The following is a 19,961-nucleotide window of genomic DNA, read 5'->3' on the forward strand; positions in this document are numbered from 1 at the left end:
GAATAGGGGGAAGGGGGAAGGGAGCAGGGGAGGCAGGGGAAGAAGAACTATTTATTGATTCTTGAGCCATACCAATTCCTAATTCCCCATTCCCCATGCCCCATGCCCAATGCCCAAATTCGTGCTATCTTGAGCTTGCCAGCAAAAATTGTTGCAATAGTAACAGAAGTAATTTGGCAGTCAGAAAGTTAAGCTTTTTCGGCAAAGCCATCTGGTAAAATTTATAAGGTTTCTAAAAGCTCTGAGCAATGGGATCGACTCGCGTACGGATCGCAATTGACGCAATGGGAGGGGATCATGCACCCGGTGAAATCGTTGCTGGCGCACTGCGAGCAAAGGAAGAATTGGGTGTAGAGATATTACTTGTTGGTGATCCCCAACAAATAGAAGCTGCCTTGCCGCCAAAAACGAATTTAGCGCAGGTGGAGATCGTTCCTGCTGAGGAAGCGATCGCAATGGATGAGGAGCCTTTAAATGCGGTTAGACGCAAACGCAAGGCTTCTATCAATGTGGCGATGGATTTAGTCAAGCAGCAAAAGGCAGATGCCGTATTTTCTGCCGGTCACTCTGGGGCAGCTATGGCATCAGCCTTGCTTCGCTTAGGGCGATTGCCGGGAATTGATCGTCCAGCAATCGGGACTGTTTTTCCGACAATTGTTGCTGGTAAGCCAGTGTTAGTTCTTGATGTTGGCGCAAATGTAGATTGCCGCCCGAAGTTTTTAGAGCAGTTTGCTGTCATGGGATCGGCTTACAGTCAGTATGTCTTAGGTACGACTGAACCGAAAGTGGGTTTGTTGAATATCGGTGAAGAAGACTCTAAAGGCAATGATGCAGCCGTCCGCGCCCATCAACTGCTCCGCGAAAATTCTCAAATTAATTTTATTGGCAATGCCGAAGGGCGTGATGTGCTTTCCGGCCACTTCGATGTAATTGTCTGCGATGGGTTTGTGGGCAATGTACTGTTAAAATTTGCTGAAGCAGTTGGAGAAGTGATTCTGCAAATTCTGCGGGAAGAATTACCCCAAGGATTGCATGGTCAAATCGGTTCAGCAATCTTAAAACCAAACCTGAAGCGAGTTAAGCAACGCATGGATCATGCAGAACATGGTGGTGCTTTGTTGTTAGGCGTGGCAGGAGTTTGTTTTATCGGTCACGGTAGCTCACAAGCACCTTCAATTTTCAATGCTATTCGCATGGCTAAAGAAGCTGTTGACAACCAGGTGCTACAACGAATTCAGTCCCAATATATCCTAGAGCGCGAAAGCGGTTAGTCATTAGTTATTAGTCATTAGTCATTTGTCAAGCACAACTGACACAGGGCAAATGACACAGGACAAATGACAAAGGACAAATGACAAAGGACAAAAGCTGATAGCTTGGGAGATTAGGAGTGGAAAACTTAGGCATAGCAATTATCGGGAGTGGCTCGGCAGTACCAGCAACTTCCCTACACAACCAGACATTAACTGAACTAGTTGAAACATCAGACGAGTGGATTGCCACAAGAACGGGAATTCGCCAACGACGATTAGCGGTGTCATCTGAGTCGTTAAGTGGACTAGCTACTACTGCCAGTAGTCGAGCGATCGCAGCTTCAGGAATTAGACCAGAAGACCTAGACTTGATTTTGCTAGCGACTTCCACCCCTGATGATTTGTTTGGTAGTGCTTGTCAAGTACAGGCTCAATTAGGAGCTACCAACGCAGTCGCCTTTGACTTGACAGCAGCCTGCTCTGGCTTCGTGTTTGGTCTGGTTACAGCAGCCCAATACATTAGAACAGGTGTCTATAAAAATGTACTGTTGATAGGGGCAGATATCCTCTCTCGCTGGGTAGATTGGCAAGATCGTCGGACTTGTGTACTATTCGGCGATGGTGCAGGAGCAGTAGTATTGCAGGCTTCTAAAAGCGATCGCTTATTAGGATTTGCCCTTAAAAGTGATGGTACTCAAAACCATCACCTCAACCTTGCTTATGCAGGCGCTTCCCAAGAATTGCTCCCTGGTGTAAATATCACTAAAGGCACTTATCAACCTATTACTATGAACGGCAAAGAAGTTTACCGCTTTGCTGTGCAAAAAGTCCCAGAAATTATAGATAAAGCCTTATTTCAAGCTAACCTCAAAGTTGACCAAATAGATTGGCTAGTGTTGCATCAAGCTAATCAGCGCATTATCGATGCCGTTGCTCAACGCCTAAATATCCCAGAACATAAAGTTATAAGTAATCTCGCCCAGTACGGCAATACCTCAGCTGCTTCCATTCCCTTAGCTTTAGATGAAGCAGTGCGAGAAGGTAAAATTAAACCCAATGACATCGTTGCGACATCCGGCTTTGGTGCCGGTCTTACTTGGGGCGCGGCAATTTTCCAATGGGGAAGATAAATATTTTGTCATTAGTCATTTGTCCTTTGTGAATGACCAATGACCAATGACGACCAATGACCACTGACTATTGACAAATGACAAAAACTGCATGGGTGTTTCCCGGACAAGGTTCCCAAGCATTGGGAATGGGAATGGATTTATTAGATATACCGTCCGCTAAAGACAAGCTTGCCAAAGCTGAGGATATTTTGGGCTGGTCTGTAACTGAAATTTGTCAAAACGAAGAAGCAAAGTTATCACAGACGCTATATACTCAGCCGAGTCTTTATGTGATAGAAAGCATTCTTGCTGACCTGCTTCGAGAACGAGGACACCAGCCAGATTTAGTTGCTGGTCACAGTTTGGGAGAATATTCTGCCCTTTATGTAGCGGGTGTCTTTGAGTGGTCGGCTGGTTTATATCTAGTAAAGCGTCGTGCAGAACTCATGGATAATGCCGTCGGTGGGATGATGGCAGCTTTAATGAACTTTGATCGTGAACAGTTGGAAAAAGTTATTGCCGAAACGCCTGATGTAGTAATCGCAAATGATAATAGTTCGGCTCAGGTGGTAATTTCAGGTACGACTGAGGCTGTACAAGCGGTGATGACTCAAGTTAAAGCCAAGCGTGCTATTCCCCTAAAAGTTTCTGGGGCATTTCATTCACATTTAATCGCACCAGCTGCGGCGGAATTCGAAGATATTTTAGAATCTGTGGAATTTCAGCCAGCTACTGTGCCAGTCTTATCTAATGTAGAACCAATTCCGTCTATTGATGCCGAGATTTTAAAGCAGCGCCTCAACAAACAAATGACCGGTTCTGTACGGTGGCGAGAAATTTCTTTGCAATTACCAGCTAACGGTATCGAGCGAGTAGTAGAAGTTGGCCCTGGTAAAGTCTTAACTGGCTTGATTAAACGTAATAGCCCTGATTTGATTTTACAAAATATCCAGAGTGCTACTGATTTACCTGTTGTTGTTGAATCTTTTTAGCTTTTAGAGGTAGGGTGACAACAAATTCTGCGCCCAATCCTTGTGTAGAATTACAATCAAGTTTACCTTCATGCAGTTCAGTCACAATTTGATAGCTGATAGTTAAACCTAATCCAGATCCTTTACCTACATTTTTAGTCGTGAAAAAGGGGTCAAATAACCTTGTTATAATTGTGTCTGGAACTCCAAGACCATTATCTGCAATGGAAATCATGATTTGGTTTTCAGATACCAAGCAAGTATGAATCCAAATTGTGTTGGGATGTAAATCCATTTCTGTAGGCGTGCGCTGCTGATTTGCATCTTCTAACGCATCAATAGCATTAGATAGAATATTCATAAATACCTGATTGAGTTGTCCGGGGTAGCAGATTGCCTCCGGCAATTTACCATAGTTTTTTATAACTTTTATTGCTGGACGTTGCGGTTGATCTTTCAGACGATGTTGCAAAATTAATAACGTACTATCAATACCTTCATGAATATCAACCGTCTTAAATTCAGATTCATCTAAACGCGAGAAATTGCGGAGCGATCGCACAATTTCGCGAATACGATTGGTGCCAATTTCCATTGAAGATAAGAGCTTGGGCAGATCATCTCGAATAAATTCCAAATCCAATTCTTTAGCCTCGGTTTGAATTTCAGCGACTGGATTAGGATAGTGATACTGATACAGTTGAATAAATTCCAATAAATCTTGAGCGTAATTTTGTACATAGGTGAGGTTGCCGTGAATGAAGCTGACAGGATTATTGATCTCATGTGCCACGCCTGCCACCAGTTGCCCCAAGGCTGACATTTTTTCACTCTGGATCATCTGGGTTTGAGTATGACGCAGTTCTTCAAGTGTCTTTTGTAATGTTGTTGTCCGCTCCTCAACCCTTCGCTCTAAGGCATTGTTTACCTGTTCTAGTTGGATGAAAGAAGTCTTTAACTGACTTGCCATACTGTTGAAAGAACTAGCCAGTCCTCCCAGTTCATCCTGTCGCATCGTATCGAGATTAATCGCAAAATCACCCTTAGCAAGTTGATTACTAGCGGTGGTTAATTGCTGGAGGGGTTTAGCGATTTGTTGTTGCAACACCGAGAAGAGCAATAACACTTCAACCAGCAGCGCCACTGCACCAGACATTAAGATAAATTGAGCCGTATCCCATGCTTCCCCCGCTAGGAGTGATTTGGGATAGACGGTGACGAAGTACCAATCTGGGCCTTGTAAGCGAGTTACTGCCAAATATTCACGGTCTTGGCTATTTTCAAGGACGTGAGTTTTTGCTTGAGTGTTTGTCACTAGCTGAAAAATGCGCTTGAGATGAGGATCGTTGATTGTATCGATTTTTAGCTGACCTTGAGCTTGCTGAATTTCCGCAGTCCGATGGGGATGGACAATTAAACGGCCATCTGAGCGAAAAATTAGATTGTAAGTGCCTGGTAATTGATCTTGGATTGTATGTTCCATCAGATCGGTTAAGACCACATCATGTCCCACAACACCCAGGAAGCGATCGCCCTCATAGACAGGTACAATTGCTGAAACCATCCAGACCTTAACACTTGGATCAAGATAAACACCTGTCCATTTCGGCGATCGAGACGGGTTATGTTGAGGATCGGCAATATAGAAATATTCCTCTTTTGGATGATAGAGATCGGGCGGTGACTCCAACGCGAACGGCAGCCCTTTCCAGTAGCAAACTGATACATTTTCTGGTGTAAGAAAATAGGTATCGATAAACCGATTAGACCAAGCAGCCCCGTAAGCACTAACCACTGGATGAGCCTTTAGCACACGCTGCTTTATTTCTTCAGTCATTTGCACATTTCGACCAATGAATAATCCCGCATATCGAGTCGAATCAAAGTCTTTAATCGGTCGATTTTGGGGAAAATTGCGTCTGGTACCATCGTTCCAGGAAAAATACTGCCGCTCAAATTCCGCCTGGAAATCAATATTATTAGGTTGCTTGAATTCCAGCAAAAGGCGATCGCGCAGCAAAGCAAGGTTATCCTGTGCAAGTTGAAAGATGCTGCTTTCTCGCTCTCCCCGTTCGCTGATGTACTTTTCTAGCTGGGTTTGAGTCTGGGCTTCTAAACGGGACATAACATGGACATAGCTTACCCCAGCAGACACAAGTACCACCCCCGTTACTCGCAGTGCCATATTAATTAGTGTTTTGTGGGTAAGTGAGGTAGGGCGATGCTTAACGATATGGACAGACTCAAAAGACCACTGGTTGTTAAGGATTTGTTTAAATTGGGTAAGCATAGAGTAGTAAAGATAAGTATTTAGGCTGAAGATTTCCTGAAAGTTCTTGTAGATATGCACTTGACGAGTGATGTTTAACGACAAGCCGCTTTCGTCTTGGCTAATCCTAGTCTCGTGGCTTTACCCATAACTTTTGAAAAATCTTTTGTTGGATTGATTCATTCACTAGGCAACCAAAAAGAGACAAAAATCATATTGGAATTGCAATTACAAATTCTGTACCCTTACCCATAACTGAGTTAACGCTCAATTTCCCGCCGTGGGTTTCTTCAACGATTTGCCGAGCGATCGCTAATCCTAATCCTGTACCTTTACCCACACCTTTTGTAGTCAATAAGTGGTCAAAAATCTTTTCTTTCACTTTTTCACTTATCCCATTACCATTATCTGCAATCGCAATTTCCACGCCTTCATTTTCTAAGGAGATTTTAATTCTAATTTGGTTGAGATTGAACTGTATTTCTGTAAAACTCCGTCCAATATTTGATTCATCTAGCGCATCAATAGCATTGGCTAAAATATTCATAAATACCTGATTTAATTGCCCAGGAAAACATTTAATCTTGGGCAAATTTCCATAATCAGTTACCACTTTAATTTCTGGACGTTCTTCATTGGCTTTCAGACGATGTTTGAGAATTAAAATCGTGCTATCTATACCTTCGTGGATATTAAACGGCACTTTATAATCTTTGTCAGCACGGGAGAAAGTGCGAAGACTGGTGCTGATGTTGCGGAGGCGATCGCACGACATCACCATTGCATCAATTATCTTGGGTAAATCTGATAAACTATAATCCAAGTCAATATCTTCGGCATGGTCTTTGATTTTATCGTTGGGATTTGGTAGACTTTCTTGATATAGTTTTAAGTGTTCAACAATATCTGCAATAGTGGGTTTAGCTTGTTGGAGACTAGCAGCAATAAAGCCCAAAGGATTGTTCATCTCATGGGCTACCCCAGCAACCAAATTACCCAATGCAGACATTTTCTCACTTTGGACAACTTGTAATTGTGCTTGTTGTAAGTCTTGTAATGCTTGCCCAGATTGTTGATATAGTCGAGCATTCTCTAGAGATATTGCAGCTTGAGAAGATAGGAGGTTAATTACGCTGAGGCGATCGCTAGTAAAAACCCCTTGAGTTAAGCTATTTTCTAGGTAGAGAATTCCTATCAAATCCCCTTGATTAATAATCGGGACACACAACACACTCTGAGGTTGATGTTCCAACATATATTTCCCAATTATCCCAGGAATATCTGTTTTGCAATTGTCTAGAACAATTGTTTTTTGAGTATTTTTGACATAATTGATAATTTTTACGGGAATATTTTGACAATTGTCTAGTAATTGTGGATCGAGGATAGTTTGTATTTCCTCATGCTCGATAAAGGTAATTGCTTTAACTTCCCAAGTATCTTCCTCTTGGGGAAGAATTAGTACAACTTTTTTCGCGCCAGAGTTTTCTAGGATAATGCGAGTGAGGCTGGCAATGAGTTGATCTGATTTTAGAGAACTGGAAATAGCTTGAGCAGCTTTAAAAACAGAGGTAAAATCCAGAACATCAGCAATACTAGTGCTGCCAGTACTAGAAGATGAGGCGGTGCCACGAAAAGCAATGGTTTCTAAGGGATTGAAATTGATTCGTTGGTGTTGCAAGATGGGTTGGAGTAGCTGGGGATAAGTTTTTTCTAGGTGATTAACTTTGGCTTTGGCTCCCCAACGGGCGTAGCAGTAGTATGCTTCTTGTATATAGACTTGGGCGATTTTTTCTTTACCCCAGTCGAGGTAGAATTTGGCTGCTAGTTCGTTGCTAAGTGCTTCTTCTTGGATGTAACCGTTTTCTTTGGCAAGAGATATGGCGCGATCGTACAATTCTATTGCTTGAGTTTTTTGTCCTGATATCCGAAAGCTTTCAGCTTTTACCAAGTTATATTTGTGAGCATAATTCTGTGGCGCACTATCTGCCCATTTTTTTAGTTTTTTTTGAGCTTCTGCTACTCCCTCAAGAATTAATTTTTGCTCAGTTATTGAGCAGTCTTTATATAAGGCTAAATTAGTCAAAGATTTATAAAAATAAAAGGTTGGGATTAGCACTAAGCCAGTCACACTGATTAAATATTTTTCGACAATATCTGCATTTTGTAGTGCTTCTCGATAGTTGCCAAAGAGATAACACAAAAGCAGTTTACAAAAATGAAGTTGACAAATCATACTAGTTTGATTGGCAGCTTGATGCAGAGGTAACATTGCGACTTCATTATAAATTTCGCCAATTAAAAAACAAGGATTATCTGACATTCCCAACAAATTCAAAATTGATTGATAATAGATGCTATTGAAATTCAAATAGGTAGTTTGCTTAAACTGGTGCATAATTGTGCCATAGTTTCCCATAGCTTCGGCTAATTCCTCTAAACCATGACCACTCAAATAGGCATATCTGCCAAAAACATAGGCAGACATCACAGCATATTCAATATCTCCAGTTTCTAAACCACTCGTATAGGCTTGCAAAAGAGGATTTAAAGTGTCTTTAACAGGCAATTTCCAATGTCGAATAAAACAATTCACTGCAAATAGAGTTTTTGACTTCAGCTTAAAAGCATTTAAACGGTCAACCAACACTAATGCCATTTCCCCAAATTCATATCCTGTATCAATTTCTCCTAGAATACCGCAGAGTATAAGTCCATAGCTAGCATAAGCATAGGTAGATTCTGGGGCATTACCATAGAGGATTGATAGTTGAACTTGTTTAAATATAATTACTCGAAACAATGTGGGATTCGCTTGATAAGCCGCTGACATAATACTCGACAAAATTTGCATTGCTGCCAGAATATTCTCATCAGTCATTTTTGGCAGTTCTAGTAAATCTATCGCTGGTCTATTTGCCAAAAGACGTTTTGTTTGTTCTAGTTCAGACTCGATATCATTTTGATTGACTTGTTGAGGCAGTTCCACTCCTATTGATTGAAGAACAGTCAGTGCAATTTGCAAAGCATTCTTGTGCTGTGCCTGTGCCATGTAAGCTTGAATTTTGACATTGTAGATAGGAATTTGTTCGAGTCTGGTTTTTGCTTGTTGGATAACGATAGTTGCACAACTTTCCATGCGTTCAAAGTCACCACTCAGACAAAGTACTTCTGTAATGGATTGATATAGTAATAGTGTTAGCTCATACTGGCTATCCCAACTTTCATGAGGTAAAAGTTCTAAACCTATTGTTAAATATTCAACTGCTAATGTATAAGCAGTTGCCAATTGCGCTTTCCTACCTGCTTTTAAATTCAATTTGAGGAGTTGTTCTCGTTCAATCGGATTAACAATCAGTGTTAATGCAATATTTAACTGATTAACAATTCCAAAAAGTTTTTCTTCTTTTTTGATTTCAGGTGTGTTTTGAAGTAATAGTTTACCTATTTGTAAATGGGTAGCTTTTTTCTGTTCTTCAGGGATAAGAAAGTATGCTGCTTCTTGGACGCGATCGTGTAAAAATTTATAGTTAACAATCTCAGAACTTTCTTCAGCAATAGCTTGATTTTCTCCACTCTCACAAAGATAAAATTTATATACTTCACTAGTAGGTAAAATTAAACCCTCATGTAATGCATTCCACAAATTAGTTGCGGTTGCTACTTGCGATTGTTCTGAAACAACTGCTAATGTTTTCAAATCAAACTGATTTCCAATACAAGCAGCTAATTTCAAAATATCTTGAGTTGGTTGTGTTAGCTTTCTCAATTGCAATACCATGAATTCAACAACATCATTTGTAACTGCTTGCTGATTAATTTGCGTGATGTCACATTGCCAGCAACCCTCTATAAAGTTAAATTTAATTAGCCCCTCTTGGTATAATGATTTTAGAAATTGAGTATCAAAAAATGGATTACCAAAAGTTTTTTGATAAACTATCTGTGAAATTGGTAATGCTAAATCTTCGGAACATTTAAGCGTTGCAGCAATTAATTGATTCACATCCCCTTGACTTAATGGTGCTAAAGTAATTGTGTTAATAGTTGCTGCTGTTTTTTGCATCTCGTTGACAGTTAACATCAACGGATGTACTGGATTTACTTCATTATCTCGATAAGCACCAATTAATAAAAGATGTTTTGTATCAGCTATTAATAACTGCATTAATTTCAGTGATGCCAAATCAACCCACTGTAAATCATCTAAAAATATTACTAATGGATGTTTAACGCTGGTAAAAACTTGAGTGAATTTTTGAAATAATAAATTAAATCTATTTTGGGATGCGCTTCCTGATAATTCTATGGCTGGTGTTTGTTTGCCAATAATTCTTTCTAATTCGGGAATAGCTTCAATAACAACTTGTCCATTTTCACCTAAAGCTTCTAAGATTTTATTTTTCCATTGTTGAATTTGAGAAGTACTTTCTGTTAATAATTGACTCATTAAATTTCGGAATGCTTGTACAAAAGCACTGAAGGGAACATTTCGTTGAAACTGGTCATATTTGCCTTTGATAAAATAACCGCGTTGGCGCACAATCGGTTTATGAACTTCGTTAACAACAGCAGTTTTACCAATGCCTGAAGAACCAGCTACCAGAATCATTTCAGTTGCACCTTTACTAACTCTTTCAAAGGCTTCAAGGAGGGTGGCTATTTCTGCTTCTCGTCCATAGAGTTTATCGGGGATAATAAAGCGATCGCACATATCAATCTTGGCAATTTCAAAGCTATCAATTGTGCCAGTTTCTTTTAGCTTATGTAAACATTTTTCTAAATCAAATTTTAATCCTAATGCGCTCTGATAGCGATCTTCAACATTTTTGCTCATCAATTTTATGACAATATCTGAAATCACTTGGGGAATTTCTTCGCTTTTGATTTTTCCTGGATCTTTTGCAATATGACAATGTAGTAACTCCATTGGATCGTTTGATCTAAATGGTAATCTTCCAGTTAGTAGTTCGTAAAAAGTTACACCTAGAGCATAAAAATCAGTTCGATAGTCAATCCCTCGATTCATTCTGCCTGTTTGTTCTGGTGATAAATAACTGAGTGTCCCTTCTAATACATTTGGACTCATCAGCGTTTGGGTTTCTCGTGGGAGCAGAGATGCAATACTAAAGTCAATTAATTTAACTTGTTTGGTTTCGGGATTAATTAGAATATTGGCGGGTTTGATATCTTTATGAATAATGCGTGAGTGGTAGAGTATATCTAAGGTGTTGCACAGTGCGATCGCAATTCTTAAAAACTCTTGTAGAAAATCGGTATGTCGCGTCTGGTCAGAGGTGAAATAATCTTTAAGAGAAATCCCGCCAAAGTCTTCCATTAGCAACGCATAGCCATTTTGATACGGTTCCAAGCTGTAGGTTTGGATAATTAGAGGTGAGTTAAGATTTTTAGCTATGGTGTACTGATTACGAAACGATAAGAGTTCGCTGAAACTCGGATAAGGATTTTTCAGCAATTTAATCACTACAGGTAATAAGTCAGTTTCTCGATAACCGCGATAAACCAGGGTTCGAGAACCGTTGTAGAGTTGTTCGCTAACCTTGTATCCAGAAATACTGACTGTAGTGGGAAACATACTGTTAAATTATAAAGATTTCTAGATTTAGTGTTCCCCAATAGATGAAGTAATTCATCTCTATAGCATTTTTGCGTTTGATCTGGGTGTTGCGATCGCTTATGCTAAATTCAATTTGATTTGCATTATCTTCTGTGGACAAAAACCGCGAACCGTTTATCAGTCTGGCACTTTACCACGCCTTTAAATGGTCAGTCGTCAGCCCCATGCTTCATACTTACTTTCGGGGCCAGATTCATGGTACGGAAAATGTCCCCCAATCAGGGCCGTTATTAGTAGTAAGTAATCACGCTAGTTACTTTGACCCGCCGATTGTTTCTAATTGTGTACGTCGTCCTGTGGCGTATATGGCTAAGGAAGAGTTATTTAAAATCCCTGTTTTGGCGCAAGCGATTAAATTGTATGGTGCTTACCCGGTGAGTCGAGGAAGTGCCGATCGCAATGCTATCCGTTCCGCCCTAGAATATCTCAATAATGGTTGGGCTGTCGGTGTTTTCTTGCAAGGTACTCGCACCCCAGATGGTCGAATTACAGACCCGAAAAGAGGCGCACTGCTGCTAGCGGCGAAAGCAAAAGCCCCAATATTACCAGTAAGTGTCTGGGGTACTGAGAAGATTTTACAAAAAGGCTCGTCCCGACCTCGCGCAGTTCCCATTACTGTGAGAATTGGTAACTTGATTGATGCGCCTAGTTCCAGTAATAAAGAGGAATTGGAGGCGTTGACACAAAAGTGTGCCACGGTAATTAACGAAATGCATGATTTAGGACGATAAGCTAGACAAGCTCAGATAACGCAGTTTGCGAGTAAATAAGGTATAAAATGCGGGACTAAAAATCATAATATAAAGAGTTTCTGCCCCCTGCCTCCAAACCAGTAGCTTTGTACTTCATACGAAAGAAAACTGCTGTATATGCTTTAAGGAGGTAGCGATCGCTCCTTAACCTCTATATGTTTAAGGTCAATCTGCTCTAGCAATGACATCAGACTTTGTGCTTAAATGCAACTGCTAGGCAAATCTACCAGCAATTTCACCCTAAACAGCATTATGAGCGGCTTTGAAGCCAAGAATTTTTGGGAGCGATTAAATAATCTGGCATTAGTCCGCTTTTTACTTCTAGTTGCTTCTGGCTGGGCAATTGTACAGCTTTTAGCTTACTTTGAAGCAGTCATTGTTATTTTTACATTTGCGGCAATTTTGGCTTTTTTACTCAGCTATCCTGTACAAGGGCTACGGCGTTTTTTGCCCCACGGTGTAGCTGTTGCCTTAGTTTTCTTACTCAGTATTGTGATTATAGGCGGTCTGATAATTACCGTGGGCTTAACGGTTTTATCTCAAGGACAAGAATTAATTGATAGTATCACTGTGTTTTTAAATTCTTTAGTACCTTTATTAGAAGGACTAGAAGCATTTTTACGAAGTCGTAATTTACAAATAGATTTAAGTTTCATTGAAGAACAATTGCGGAATCAAGCTGTATCAAGTCTTGTGACTAGCTTGGCTATTTTACAAGGATTCATGACGAATTTTGTGACTTTTATCTTGATTGCAGTTGTGGCTTTCTTCATGCTATTAGATGGAGACAAATTGTGGAATTTGATTTTAAAAATAGTCCCAAAACATCGCCGCAATAGATTTACAAATATAATTAGGCGGTCTTTTTTAGGATTTTTTAGAGGACAGTTATTATTAAGTGCATTTCTCACAAGTACAACGTTCCTAGTTTTCTTAATATTAAAAGTACCTTTTGCTTTGATATTATCAATAATAGTTGGTTTTCTTGATATTATTCCTGGTATTGGAGCGACATTAGGAGTAAGCACGGTGACTTTATTTGTGTTGTCTCAAGGTGTTTGGTTAGCATTGAAAGTATTGATAGCTTGTATTGTCCTCCAGCAGATACAAGACAATTTGATTTCGCCTCGAATTATGCAAGATGCGCTGAATCTTAATCCTGTAGTGATATTTTTTGCTTTGCTAGTAGGTGCTAGAGTAGCAGGATTATTGGGTGTTTTTATATCTATTCCAATTGCGGGAGTAATTGTATCTTTATTTGAAATTGATGAAATGAAATCTGAAGTTTAGTTATTGGTCATTTGTCATTTGTCAGGAACTCGGAACTAGTGAATAATGTAAAAATAGCCATTTACAAATAAACATTGGGAAGTAATGTCGGATTTAAGAGCGGAATTGACAGAAATTTTGGATGAGGCAGAGTGGGAGTGGCTAATTCCTCATGTACAACGAGATGCAGTAATTTTGGTAGCACCGGAGTTAAACTTGGTGGATGTTGGAGTAGCGATCGCCAGTGATAACATACCATCAGTAGAACAGTGGATTGATAAGCAATTAATTGCCAAACCCACGCTCGTACAGGTGGGAGAATGGAATCTTGAGCGCAGTAAGCGATTTAATACTCTCATCGTTCAGCCTTACGTTTTGGTGAAGGAAATAGTCGCTACTTAAATTATTTTCTGTATTGTTTTCGATGACAATTTGTGTTAAGGTCTATGTCTCAAGAAAGATAGCTTGACGTGCTATTTATTACTTGGTAATTACCACACACTATCTGGCTGATTTAAATAAAGCGAAATTTTCTCCTTTAAGATTTAGCCATCTAGGAGCTAAAATTGTTACGATAATTTCAGATTAGATGTTGAAACCTTGATCCAATCTGAAACCTTAGAATTATTAGAATGGCATCGCCTTTGCCAGCACCTTGCCACCTTCGCGGCAACTAAGCTGGGGGCGACAGCTGCGCGTCATCTGAAAATACCCGATTCTCAGACCCAAAGCGAACAGTTGTTAGAGCAAACCAAAGAAGTCTACCAACTGGAAAGTCGCCTGACTACGGGACTGTCATTTGAGGGAATTCAAGATATTGGCGATTCCCTAGAACGGGCGGAACGTAGTGGAGTTTTGGCAGGGGAGGAACTGTTAGCGATCGCCACCACCCTCTCTGGTGCTAGAAGTTTGCGCCGTGTCATCGACAATCAAGAAGATTTGCCAATACTGACTGATTTGGTTGCCGATTTGCGAACTTATCCAGAACTAGAACAAGAAATTCACCGCTGTATTGATGAACGGGCCCAGGTAACTGACCGCGCGAGTCAAAAACTGGGAGAAATTCGCACAGATTTGCGGCGATTACGCAGCCAAATTACCCAAAAACTGCAAAATATCTTACAAGCAAAATCTGGGGCAGTTCAAGAACAGCTAATTACGCAACGCAGCGATCGCTATGTCATCCCCGTAAAAGCACCCCAAAAAGATGCCATCCCCGGTATTGTTCACGATACCTCAACGAGTGGCGCAACCCTGTACGTAGAACCTAATTCGGTAGTACCTCTAGGCAACAAACTGCGGCAAATCATCCGAAGAGAGCAAGCGGAAGAAGAAGCAATTCGCCGTATTTTGACTGAACAAGTCGCCGCAGTCAAACCAGATTTAGAGAGATTGTTAGCGATCGCCACCACTTTAGATATGGCAACCGCTAGATCGAGATATAGTTTCTGGCTAGGAGCGAATCCCCCACGATTTATCCGGCGTGAAGACAAGGAAATCATTACCTTACGGAACTTACGACATCCTTTATTAGTGTGGCAACAACAGCATGAACAAGGGCAACCAGTAGTTCCTGTAAATTTGCTGATCAATCCGCTAATTCGGGTTGTAACCATTACCGGACCAAATACTGGTGGTAAAACTGTAACCTTAAAAACTCTAGGGTTAGCAGCATTGATGGCGAAAGTGGGTTTATTTGTCCCCGCCCGCGAACCAGTAGAAATACCTTGGTTTGATAAAGTGCTGGCAGATATTGGCGATGAACAATCCTTACAGCAAAGTTTATCCACATTCTCTGGACACATCCGCCGGATTAGTCGAATTTTAGAGGCATTGGGGAATTTAGGGAATGGGAAATTGGGAATTGGGAATGGGGAAGAACAGAATTTAGAAATATCTACTCCCCAATCACTCGTTTTACTCGATGAAGTCGGCGCAGGAACCGATCCAGTTGAAGGTAGTGCTTTAGCGATCGCCTTATTGCAATATCTCGCTAACCACGCCCAACTAACGATCGCCACTACTCACTTCGGGGAGTTAAAAGCCCTGAAATACGAAGACGAGCGGTTTGAAAATGCCTCTGTCGAATTTGACGAAAGTACTCTGTCGCCTACTTACCGTCTGCTGTGGGGCATCCCCGGACGTTCTAATGCCTTAACCATTGCCTTACGCCTGGGATTAAAACCAGAAGTGGTAGAAGAGGCAAAAATCCAAGTGGGAGAGGCCACAGATGAAGTTAACCAAGTGATTGCTGGCTTAGAAGCCCAACGCCGCCGCCAAGAAACCAAAGCAGCCGAAGCCCAAAGTTTGTTGCAGCAAGCAGAACGCTTATACAAAGAAGTATCCGCAAAAGCCGCAAGTTTGGAAGAAAGGGAAAGCAGTTTGCGGGCTTCCCAGGAAATCGCAGTGCAACAAGCGATCGCCCAAGCAAAAGGTGAAATTGCCCAAGTTATCCGTCGCTTGCAAAAAGGTACACCCACAGCCCAAGAAGCCCAGCAAGCCACCAATGCTTTGAATCAAATTGGCCAGCAATATCAGCCAGCAACGCCAGCAAAACCAAAAGCTGGGTTTATGCCCAAAGTAGGCGATCGCGTCCGCATTCCAAAATTGGGACAGATAGCAGATGTGATCACCGCCCCCGATGAAGATGGCGAGTTAAGCGTTCGGTTTGGGCTAATGAAGATGACGGTGAAGTTGCAAGATGTAGAATCTCTAGATGGTCAAAAACCCGAACCAGTTGTTAAAGCTAAACCAGCCCCAGCAGCAGTAACCCCGCCACAAAATGTCCCAGAAATTCGGACTTCCCAAAATACCATCGATTTGCGCGGTAAACGGGTAGCTGATGCCGAATACATTTTAGATAAAGCCATTTCGGAAGCTACAGGCCCAATCTGGATTATTCACGGGTACGGCACTGGTAAGCTACGACAAGGAGTTCACGCCTTTTTGCAACAGCATTCCAGAGTCAATAACTACGAATCAGCAGAACAATCAGATGGCGGTACTGGTGTTACTATTGCTCACATCAAAAAGTAGTAATCAATGTGAAAGTAGGGGCGCAAGGCATTGCGCCCCTATTTAGGCAAACAATGGCCGAAAAGAAAGATTTTCATCTTAGGGAAATTCATAAATTGCCCCTACCGCGTGTAGTTTTGCGTAAGTCCTAATTAGTTTCAAGAAGATATCAATCATCCTGATGTTGCCCACGATGTCCTGAAATCACACGCTACACATAGATAGGATGATGGAAAGGGAAAGCAGTAAGAAGCGCCTTTAGCAAACAGGCAAAAGATTTGTATAGTAATTATGTATACATTAAGAACAAGTAATAAACATCAAGAAATTTCAAAATCTCAAACCGCAAATAAATGTAGGAGGTATTCTACATAATTAACAGTTAGCATTCAAAACAATAGTTTATTTATACTCTTGTACGGAATTAGCAGTGAAAGTCAGGTAAACCTTAATTAGAATTGATACTTTTCTACTTTGTTGAAAATAAATTTTCATCTAGAGTAGGACAAAGATACATGCTGTTTACCACATAGAAAAATCTAGCTGAAGTCTCTGGCTCATAGCTATGGGAAACCAAGTTTGATGCTTGAGAGTCTGGTTTCAAAATGGGTAACAGCAACATCCCCTATCAGCTTGATCACCTATGCTAAAAGTTATGCACTCGGCCGCCAACTCAGCCACGCCAAATTCTCAGTGGGAGGATTTAATCAAGCTTCCAGCCCCAAATACAGTTCAATGGGATAATATCAAAACCCAATTAGACTTGGTGCTGTTGGCGTTAGAAACCTTAACTGGGATTGGTTCAGAGGCTATGCTTTCGGCGGCAACTGATCTGAATTTAGAGTCAAGAGTGCCAGACCGCGTAGCTTTATGGCGACTGCGCCAGTCAAATCCCCTACGTAAAGGTCAAGGAGGGCGAAAAAAGCTAGATGTCGAAGAAGCGCGATCGCTTGTTCTGATCATCTGCTACTTAGCCAAACAGCACCAGGAATTGATTCGCCGCGCTGTCGGTCTGTTGGAACAAATGGCAGAAAATAACCGGGAACCTCACCAGGCTGCCTTACTTGGAGACTATATTGATGCTTTTTGCAACACTTACCAAGAGCGGATGGAAGAGGATGAGAAAATCTCAACAGATTTGCTTACCAACCTGGCACTAAAACTGCTTGTAGATTTACTTTTTTACAGCGCCCCTGGTGGACATCGCCGTCTCTGGCTAGCACTTATAGACGGTTCGACAAAATTTTAGATTTGAAATTTGAAATTCCTCAATCAAAATTTGCTTGTGATTTGTTTGCTAGATCGGGAAACTCTTTTGATCGTCATTAGCTCTTGAGCGATGCACTATCAGCAATGCTTCCTCCTAGTACAAGACTACATAACGAAAGAAACCTGACCAACTTCCTCCACTCAGAAGGAATCCACTGTTTCAACTTTTCTTTGCAAGCAACTGGCTTAACTTTTTGCAAAATCCCAAATAGTCTTCCTCGCAGTTCCTGCCATGCCTCTATCAAATTCTGTAATTCGTCGCTACACACCACCTACTTGCACGCTAGAAGTATTCGCCCAAAGCTCGCCTCTGTCCCGTTGGATGGGGAAAACTGTCCTCAAACACCTAAGCTTTGAACTACGCTTTGATGATCCCCGACTCCCAGAAGAACACAGAGTTCCAATTCGGGGCGATCGCGAGCAACTTGAAGCTTTATGTGATGCAGTCACAAACTACGTACAGCAATTCCTTCAACAGTCTCCAGAAAGCTTTTGGGTAAGTTTCTCCGGTACCCAGGAATCAAGCACAGCAATGGGTGAGCCGGAATTAAAGTCCTCAACAAAAACATTAAATTCCTTTAGCACCCAGTTTCCTGGGGCAAATATCCGCTTAGAACCAAGCAGCTATTTAACTCACAATTTATTTCTCGGTTCTCTTACCAACCACTCATCTGGCCCCGTAATTAAACTCACTCTGCTGCAATTATTCGATTTGGCAAGTGCTTTAGATGAATACTCAACTGATGTTATGGCACTCCCAACTCTCAACAGCACGAGTTCGACTCTGAGGTTCCCTGCTTGGGCACCTGTTGCCGCAGTATTAGTGTTAGGTATAGGTTTCTTACCAGTTACTTGGCAATATGCTAACAGCATAAGGGGAAAGGAACAGCAAACAGCCAAAACATCAGATCCAGCAGCAGTAAAGACTGCCTTAGAACCTTCAACTTCACTAAACTTTCCTACGCCTGAACCTGGAATTATCCCTCCATCGGATAATTTGCTAGGTTCCACTCCTCCACTTTCCACATCTACTTTGCCCCAAGCACCTTTAACAGCCCCTAGTTCTAGCTTTTCTGCACCGCAACCTCTATTTCCCAATAATGCACTGACAACAACTCAGGGCAAGACTGCAACCCTTCCTAGTTCTCTGGGAGACGCTACGCGTAGCTTGCTTCCAAGAAGTGGTACGGCGAGCCTTGCTAACTCACCATCAAGTAAAATCCCAGGGCAGGAAATAGCCATAGTACCAAATCTGGCACAGAACCCTACAGGGTCAAATCCCCAAGCTGGAACTCTCCCTCAGTTGCGGAATTTGCCACCTAGACTATCTTCTAACCCAGGCAGCTTACCAACTAATATCTCACCAGTTCTCCCTCCGTCTCTTGAGAGCATACCCAATAATAATCGTGGCAATACCTCTGCACTAAACTCACAACAGCTAGACGAAAGAATCAATTCCCTACAGCAACCTTCTACTGGAGAAAAACCCGCTTCACAACTTCCTTCGTCTAGAACTGCGGAGAACAATCCATTCATCGATCAATTAGGGGACGCACGCAAAACCCCCACATCCAGAGAAGTGGCTACTGGTACATTATTTGATACACCTCAAGTAGCAGAAGCTAGAGAATATCTAAAAAAGCGTTGGCAACCACCTACTGGGCTAGGACAAACATTAGAGTACAGTCTGATAGTCAGTGTTGACGGCACAGTTGAACGAATTTTTCCTCTTAATAAGGCAGCAAGAGAATTCGTTGATAGCACTGGGATGCCTGAAGTTGGTAAACCTTTTGTTTCCGCCAATACACGCGGACAAGATGTCAGGATTCGAGTTGTTCTCAGTCCTGATGGCAAGGTACAGACTTTTCCAGATGAATAAGTAAATTAATCTGTTTAATGCCACTTATAAAACTGGTACAAACTTTGTGCCAGTTTCTATTTACTTCAATTGCTCTTGAGCTTATCTTTCGGAGCCCAGTTACCAAACTGGTCTTGCTGTTGATAACAGTAAACCTACCAATGAATACAATTCTTTTAACACCACTTTTTCAACATTAAACTACAGATACAAGTCTGGAAAACCAGATAAAATCTGATGCCTCTTACAAAAAAGGCAGGAGTTAGGAGGCAGAAGGCAGGAGGTTAGGAGTATCAATTGAAACTTTAGTTCTGGGTCTAAAGCCCAGTTCATAAAAAGAATTATACCGAGACGCGCAGCGCGTTAGCGTAGCGGCGCGTTAGCGGCAGCGTCTCGCAGAGAAGTGCGGTATAAAGCGTCCTTACTTCAATCCCACGTTTTTAAATGTGGGTTCCTTCTGCCTCCTGCCTTCGACCTCCAGGGCAAACGCATCTAAATATTGATGAGGATAGATAAAAGTAGAAAGCACCAGAAGCTAGACCCCATAGTACTTTT

The 19,961-nt window shown here is 41.5% G+C and carries 11 protein-coding genes; 9 read left to right on the forward strand and 2 right to left on the reverse strand.

Annotated elements, in window-relative coordinates:
• Positions 1 to 248: 248 nt before the first annotated feature.
• The 3 genes from plsX to fabD all read left to right on the forward strand — a co-directional run bounded on the left by plsX (position 249) and on the right by fabD (position 3,357).
• Positions 249 to 1,271 carry a phosphate acyltransferase PlsX gene (plsX, locus tag GNF10_RS25265; RefSeq protein WP_185580934.1) on the forward strand — a complete coding sequence of 341 codons (1,023 nt, stop codon included), beginning with the start codon at positions 249 to 251 and terminating at the stop codon, positions 1,269 to 1,271.
• A 119-nt stretch (positions 1,272 to 1,390) separates the two neighbouring features.
• Positions 1,391 to 2,383 carry a beta-ketoacyl-ACP synthase 3 gene (locus tag GNF10_RS25270; protein WP_185580935.1) on the forward strand — a complete coding sequence of 331 codons (993 nt, stop codon included), beginning with the start codon at positions 1,391 to 1,393 and terminating at the stop codon, positions 2,381 to 2,383.
• Between the two features lie 77 nt (positions 2,384 to 2,460).
• A complete protein-coding gene (fabD, locus tag GNF10_RS25275) occupies positions 2,461 to 3,357 on the forward strand; it encodes an ACP S-malonyltransferase (protein ID WP_185580936.1) in 897 nt (298 codons plus the stop codon).
• Here the strand turns inward: fabD and GNF10_RS25280 are convergent.
• The gene (locus GNF10_RS25280) at positions 3,323 to 5,626 is read right to left on the reverse strand and encodes an ATP-binding protein (protein ID WP_260446080.1); all 2,304 of its coding nucleotides are present in this window, start codon (positions 5,624 to 5,626) and stop codon (positions 3,323 to 3,325) included. The genes fabD and GNF10_RS25280 overlap by 35 nt on opposite strands.
• 190 nt (positions 5,627 to 5,816) lie before the next feature.
• The gene (locus GNF10_RS25285; protein ID WP_185607258.1) at positions 5,817 to 11,201 is read right to left on the reverse strand and encodes an ATP-binding sensor histidine kinase; all 5,385 of its coding nucleotides are present in this window, start codon (positions 11,199 to 11,201) and stop codon (positions 5,817 to 5,819) included.
• Between the two features lie 134 nt (positions 11,202 to 11,335).
• Between GNF10_RS25285 and GNF10_RS25290 the strand changes: the two genes are divergently transcribed.
• The 6 genes from GNF10_RS25290 to GNF10_RS25315 all read left to right on the forward strand — a co-directional run bounded on the left by GNF10_RS25290 (position 11,336) and on the right by GNF10_RS25315 (position 19,427).
• On the forward strand, positions 11,336 to 11,974 hold the full coding sequence (locus GNF10_RS25290) for a 1-acyl-sn-glycerol-3-phosphate acyltransferase (protein WP_185586621.1): 639 nt from the start codon (positions 11,336 to 11,338) through the stop codon (positions 11,972 to 11,974).
• 273 nt (positions 11,975 to 12,247) lie between these two features.
• On the forward strand, positions 12,248 to 13,285 hold the full coding sequence (locus tag GNF10_RS25295; protein WP_185586624.1) for an AI-2E family transporter: 1,038 nt from the start codon (positions 12,248 to 12,250) through the stop codon (positions 13,283 to 13,285).
• 84 nt (positions 13,286 to 13,369) lie between these two features.
• Positions 13,370 to 13,666, forward strand: coding sequence for a DUF2288 domain-containing protein (locus GNF10_RS25300; RefSeq protein ID WP_185586622.1), 297 nt, complete (start codon positions 13,370 to 13,372; stop codon positions 13,664 to 13,666).
• Between the two features lie 198 nt (positions 13,667 to 13,864).
• Positions 13,865 to 16,300 carry an endonuclease MutS2 gene (locus GNF10_RS25305; RefSeq protein WP_185586623.1) on the forward strand — a complete coding sequence of 812 codons (2,436 nt, stop codon included), beginning with the start codon at positions 13,865 to 13,867 and terminating at the stop codon, positions 16,298 to 16,300.
• 622 nt (positions 16,301 to 16,922) lie between these two features.
• Positions 16,923 to 17,528: a DUF3038 domain-containing protein gene (locus tag GNF10_RS25310; RefSeq protein WP_114080213.1), complete on the forward strand. Its 606-nt coding sequence runs from the start codon at positions 16,923 to 16,925 to the stop codon at positions 17,526 to 17,528.
• A gap of 252 nt (positions 17,529 to 17,780) precedes the next feature.
• Positions 17,781 to 19,427 (forward strand): DUF4335 domain-containing protein, encoded by a 1,647-nt coding sequence (locus GNF10_RS25315; RefSeq protein ID WP_185580580.1) that lies wholly within the window; start codon positions 17,781 to 17,783, stop codon positions 19,425 to 19,427.
• Positions 19,428 to 19,961 lie beyond the last annotated feature (534 nt).

The organism is Nostoc sp. UCD121 (assembly GCF_014222285.1).
Classification (GTDB): Bacteria; Cyanobacteriota; Cyanobacteriia; order Cyanobacteriales; family Nostocaceae; genus Nostoc.

Coding starts and splice junctions, on each gene's coding strand:
- plsX (WP_185580934.1), top strand. CDS start 249: ATGGGATCGACTCGCGTACGGATCGCAATTGACGCAATGGGAGGGGAT.
- fabD (WP_185580936.1), top strand. CDS start 2,461: ATGACAAAAACTGCATGGGTGTTTCCCGGACAAGGTTCCCAAGCATTG.
- GNF10_RS25280 (WP_260446080.1), bottom strand. CDS start 5,626: ATGCTTACCCAATTTAAACAAATCCTTAACAACCAGTGGTCTTTTGAG.
- GNF10_RS25285 (WP_185607258.1), bottom strand. CDS start 11,201: ATGTTTCCCACTACAGTCAGTATTTCTGGATACAAGGTTAGCGAACAA.
- GNF10_RS25295 (WP_185586624.1), top strand. CDS start 12,248: ATGAGCGGCTTTGAAGCCAAGAATTTTTGGGAGCGATTAAATAATCTG.
- GNF10_RS25300 (WP_185586622.1), top strand. CDS start 13,370: ATGTCGGATTTAAGAGCGGAATTGACAGAAATTTTGGATGAGGCAGAG.
- GNF10_RS25310 (WP_114080213.1), top strand. CDS start 16,923: ATGCTAAAAGTTATGCACTCGGCCGCCAACTCAGCCACGCCAAATTCT.
- GNF10_RS25315 (WP_185580580.1), top strand. CDS start 17,781: ATGCCTCTATCAAATTCTGTAATTCGTCGCTACACACCACCTACTTGC.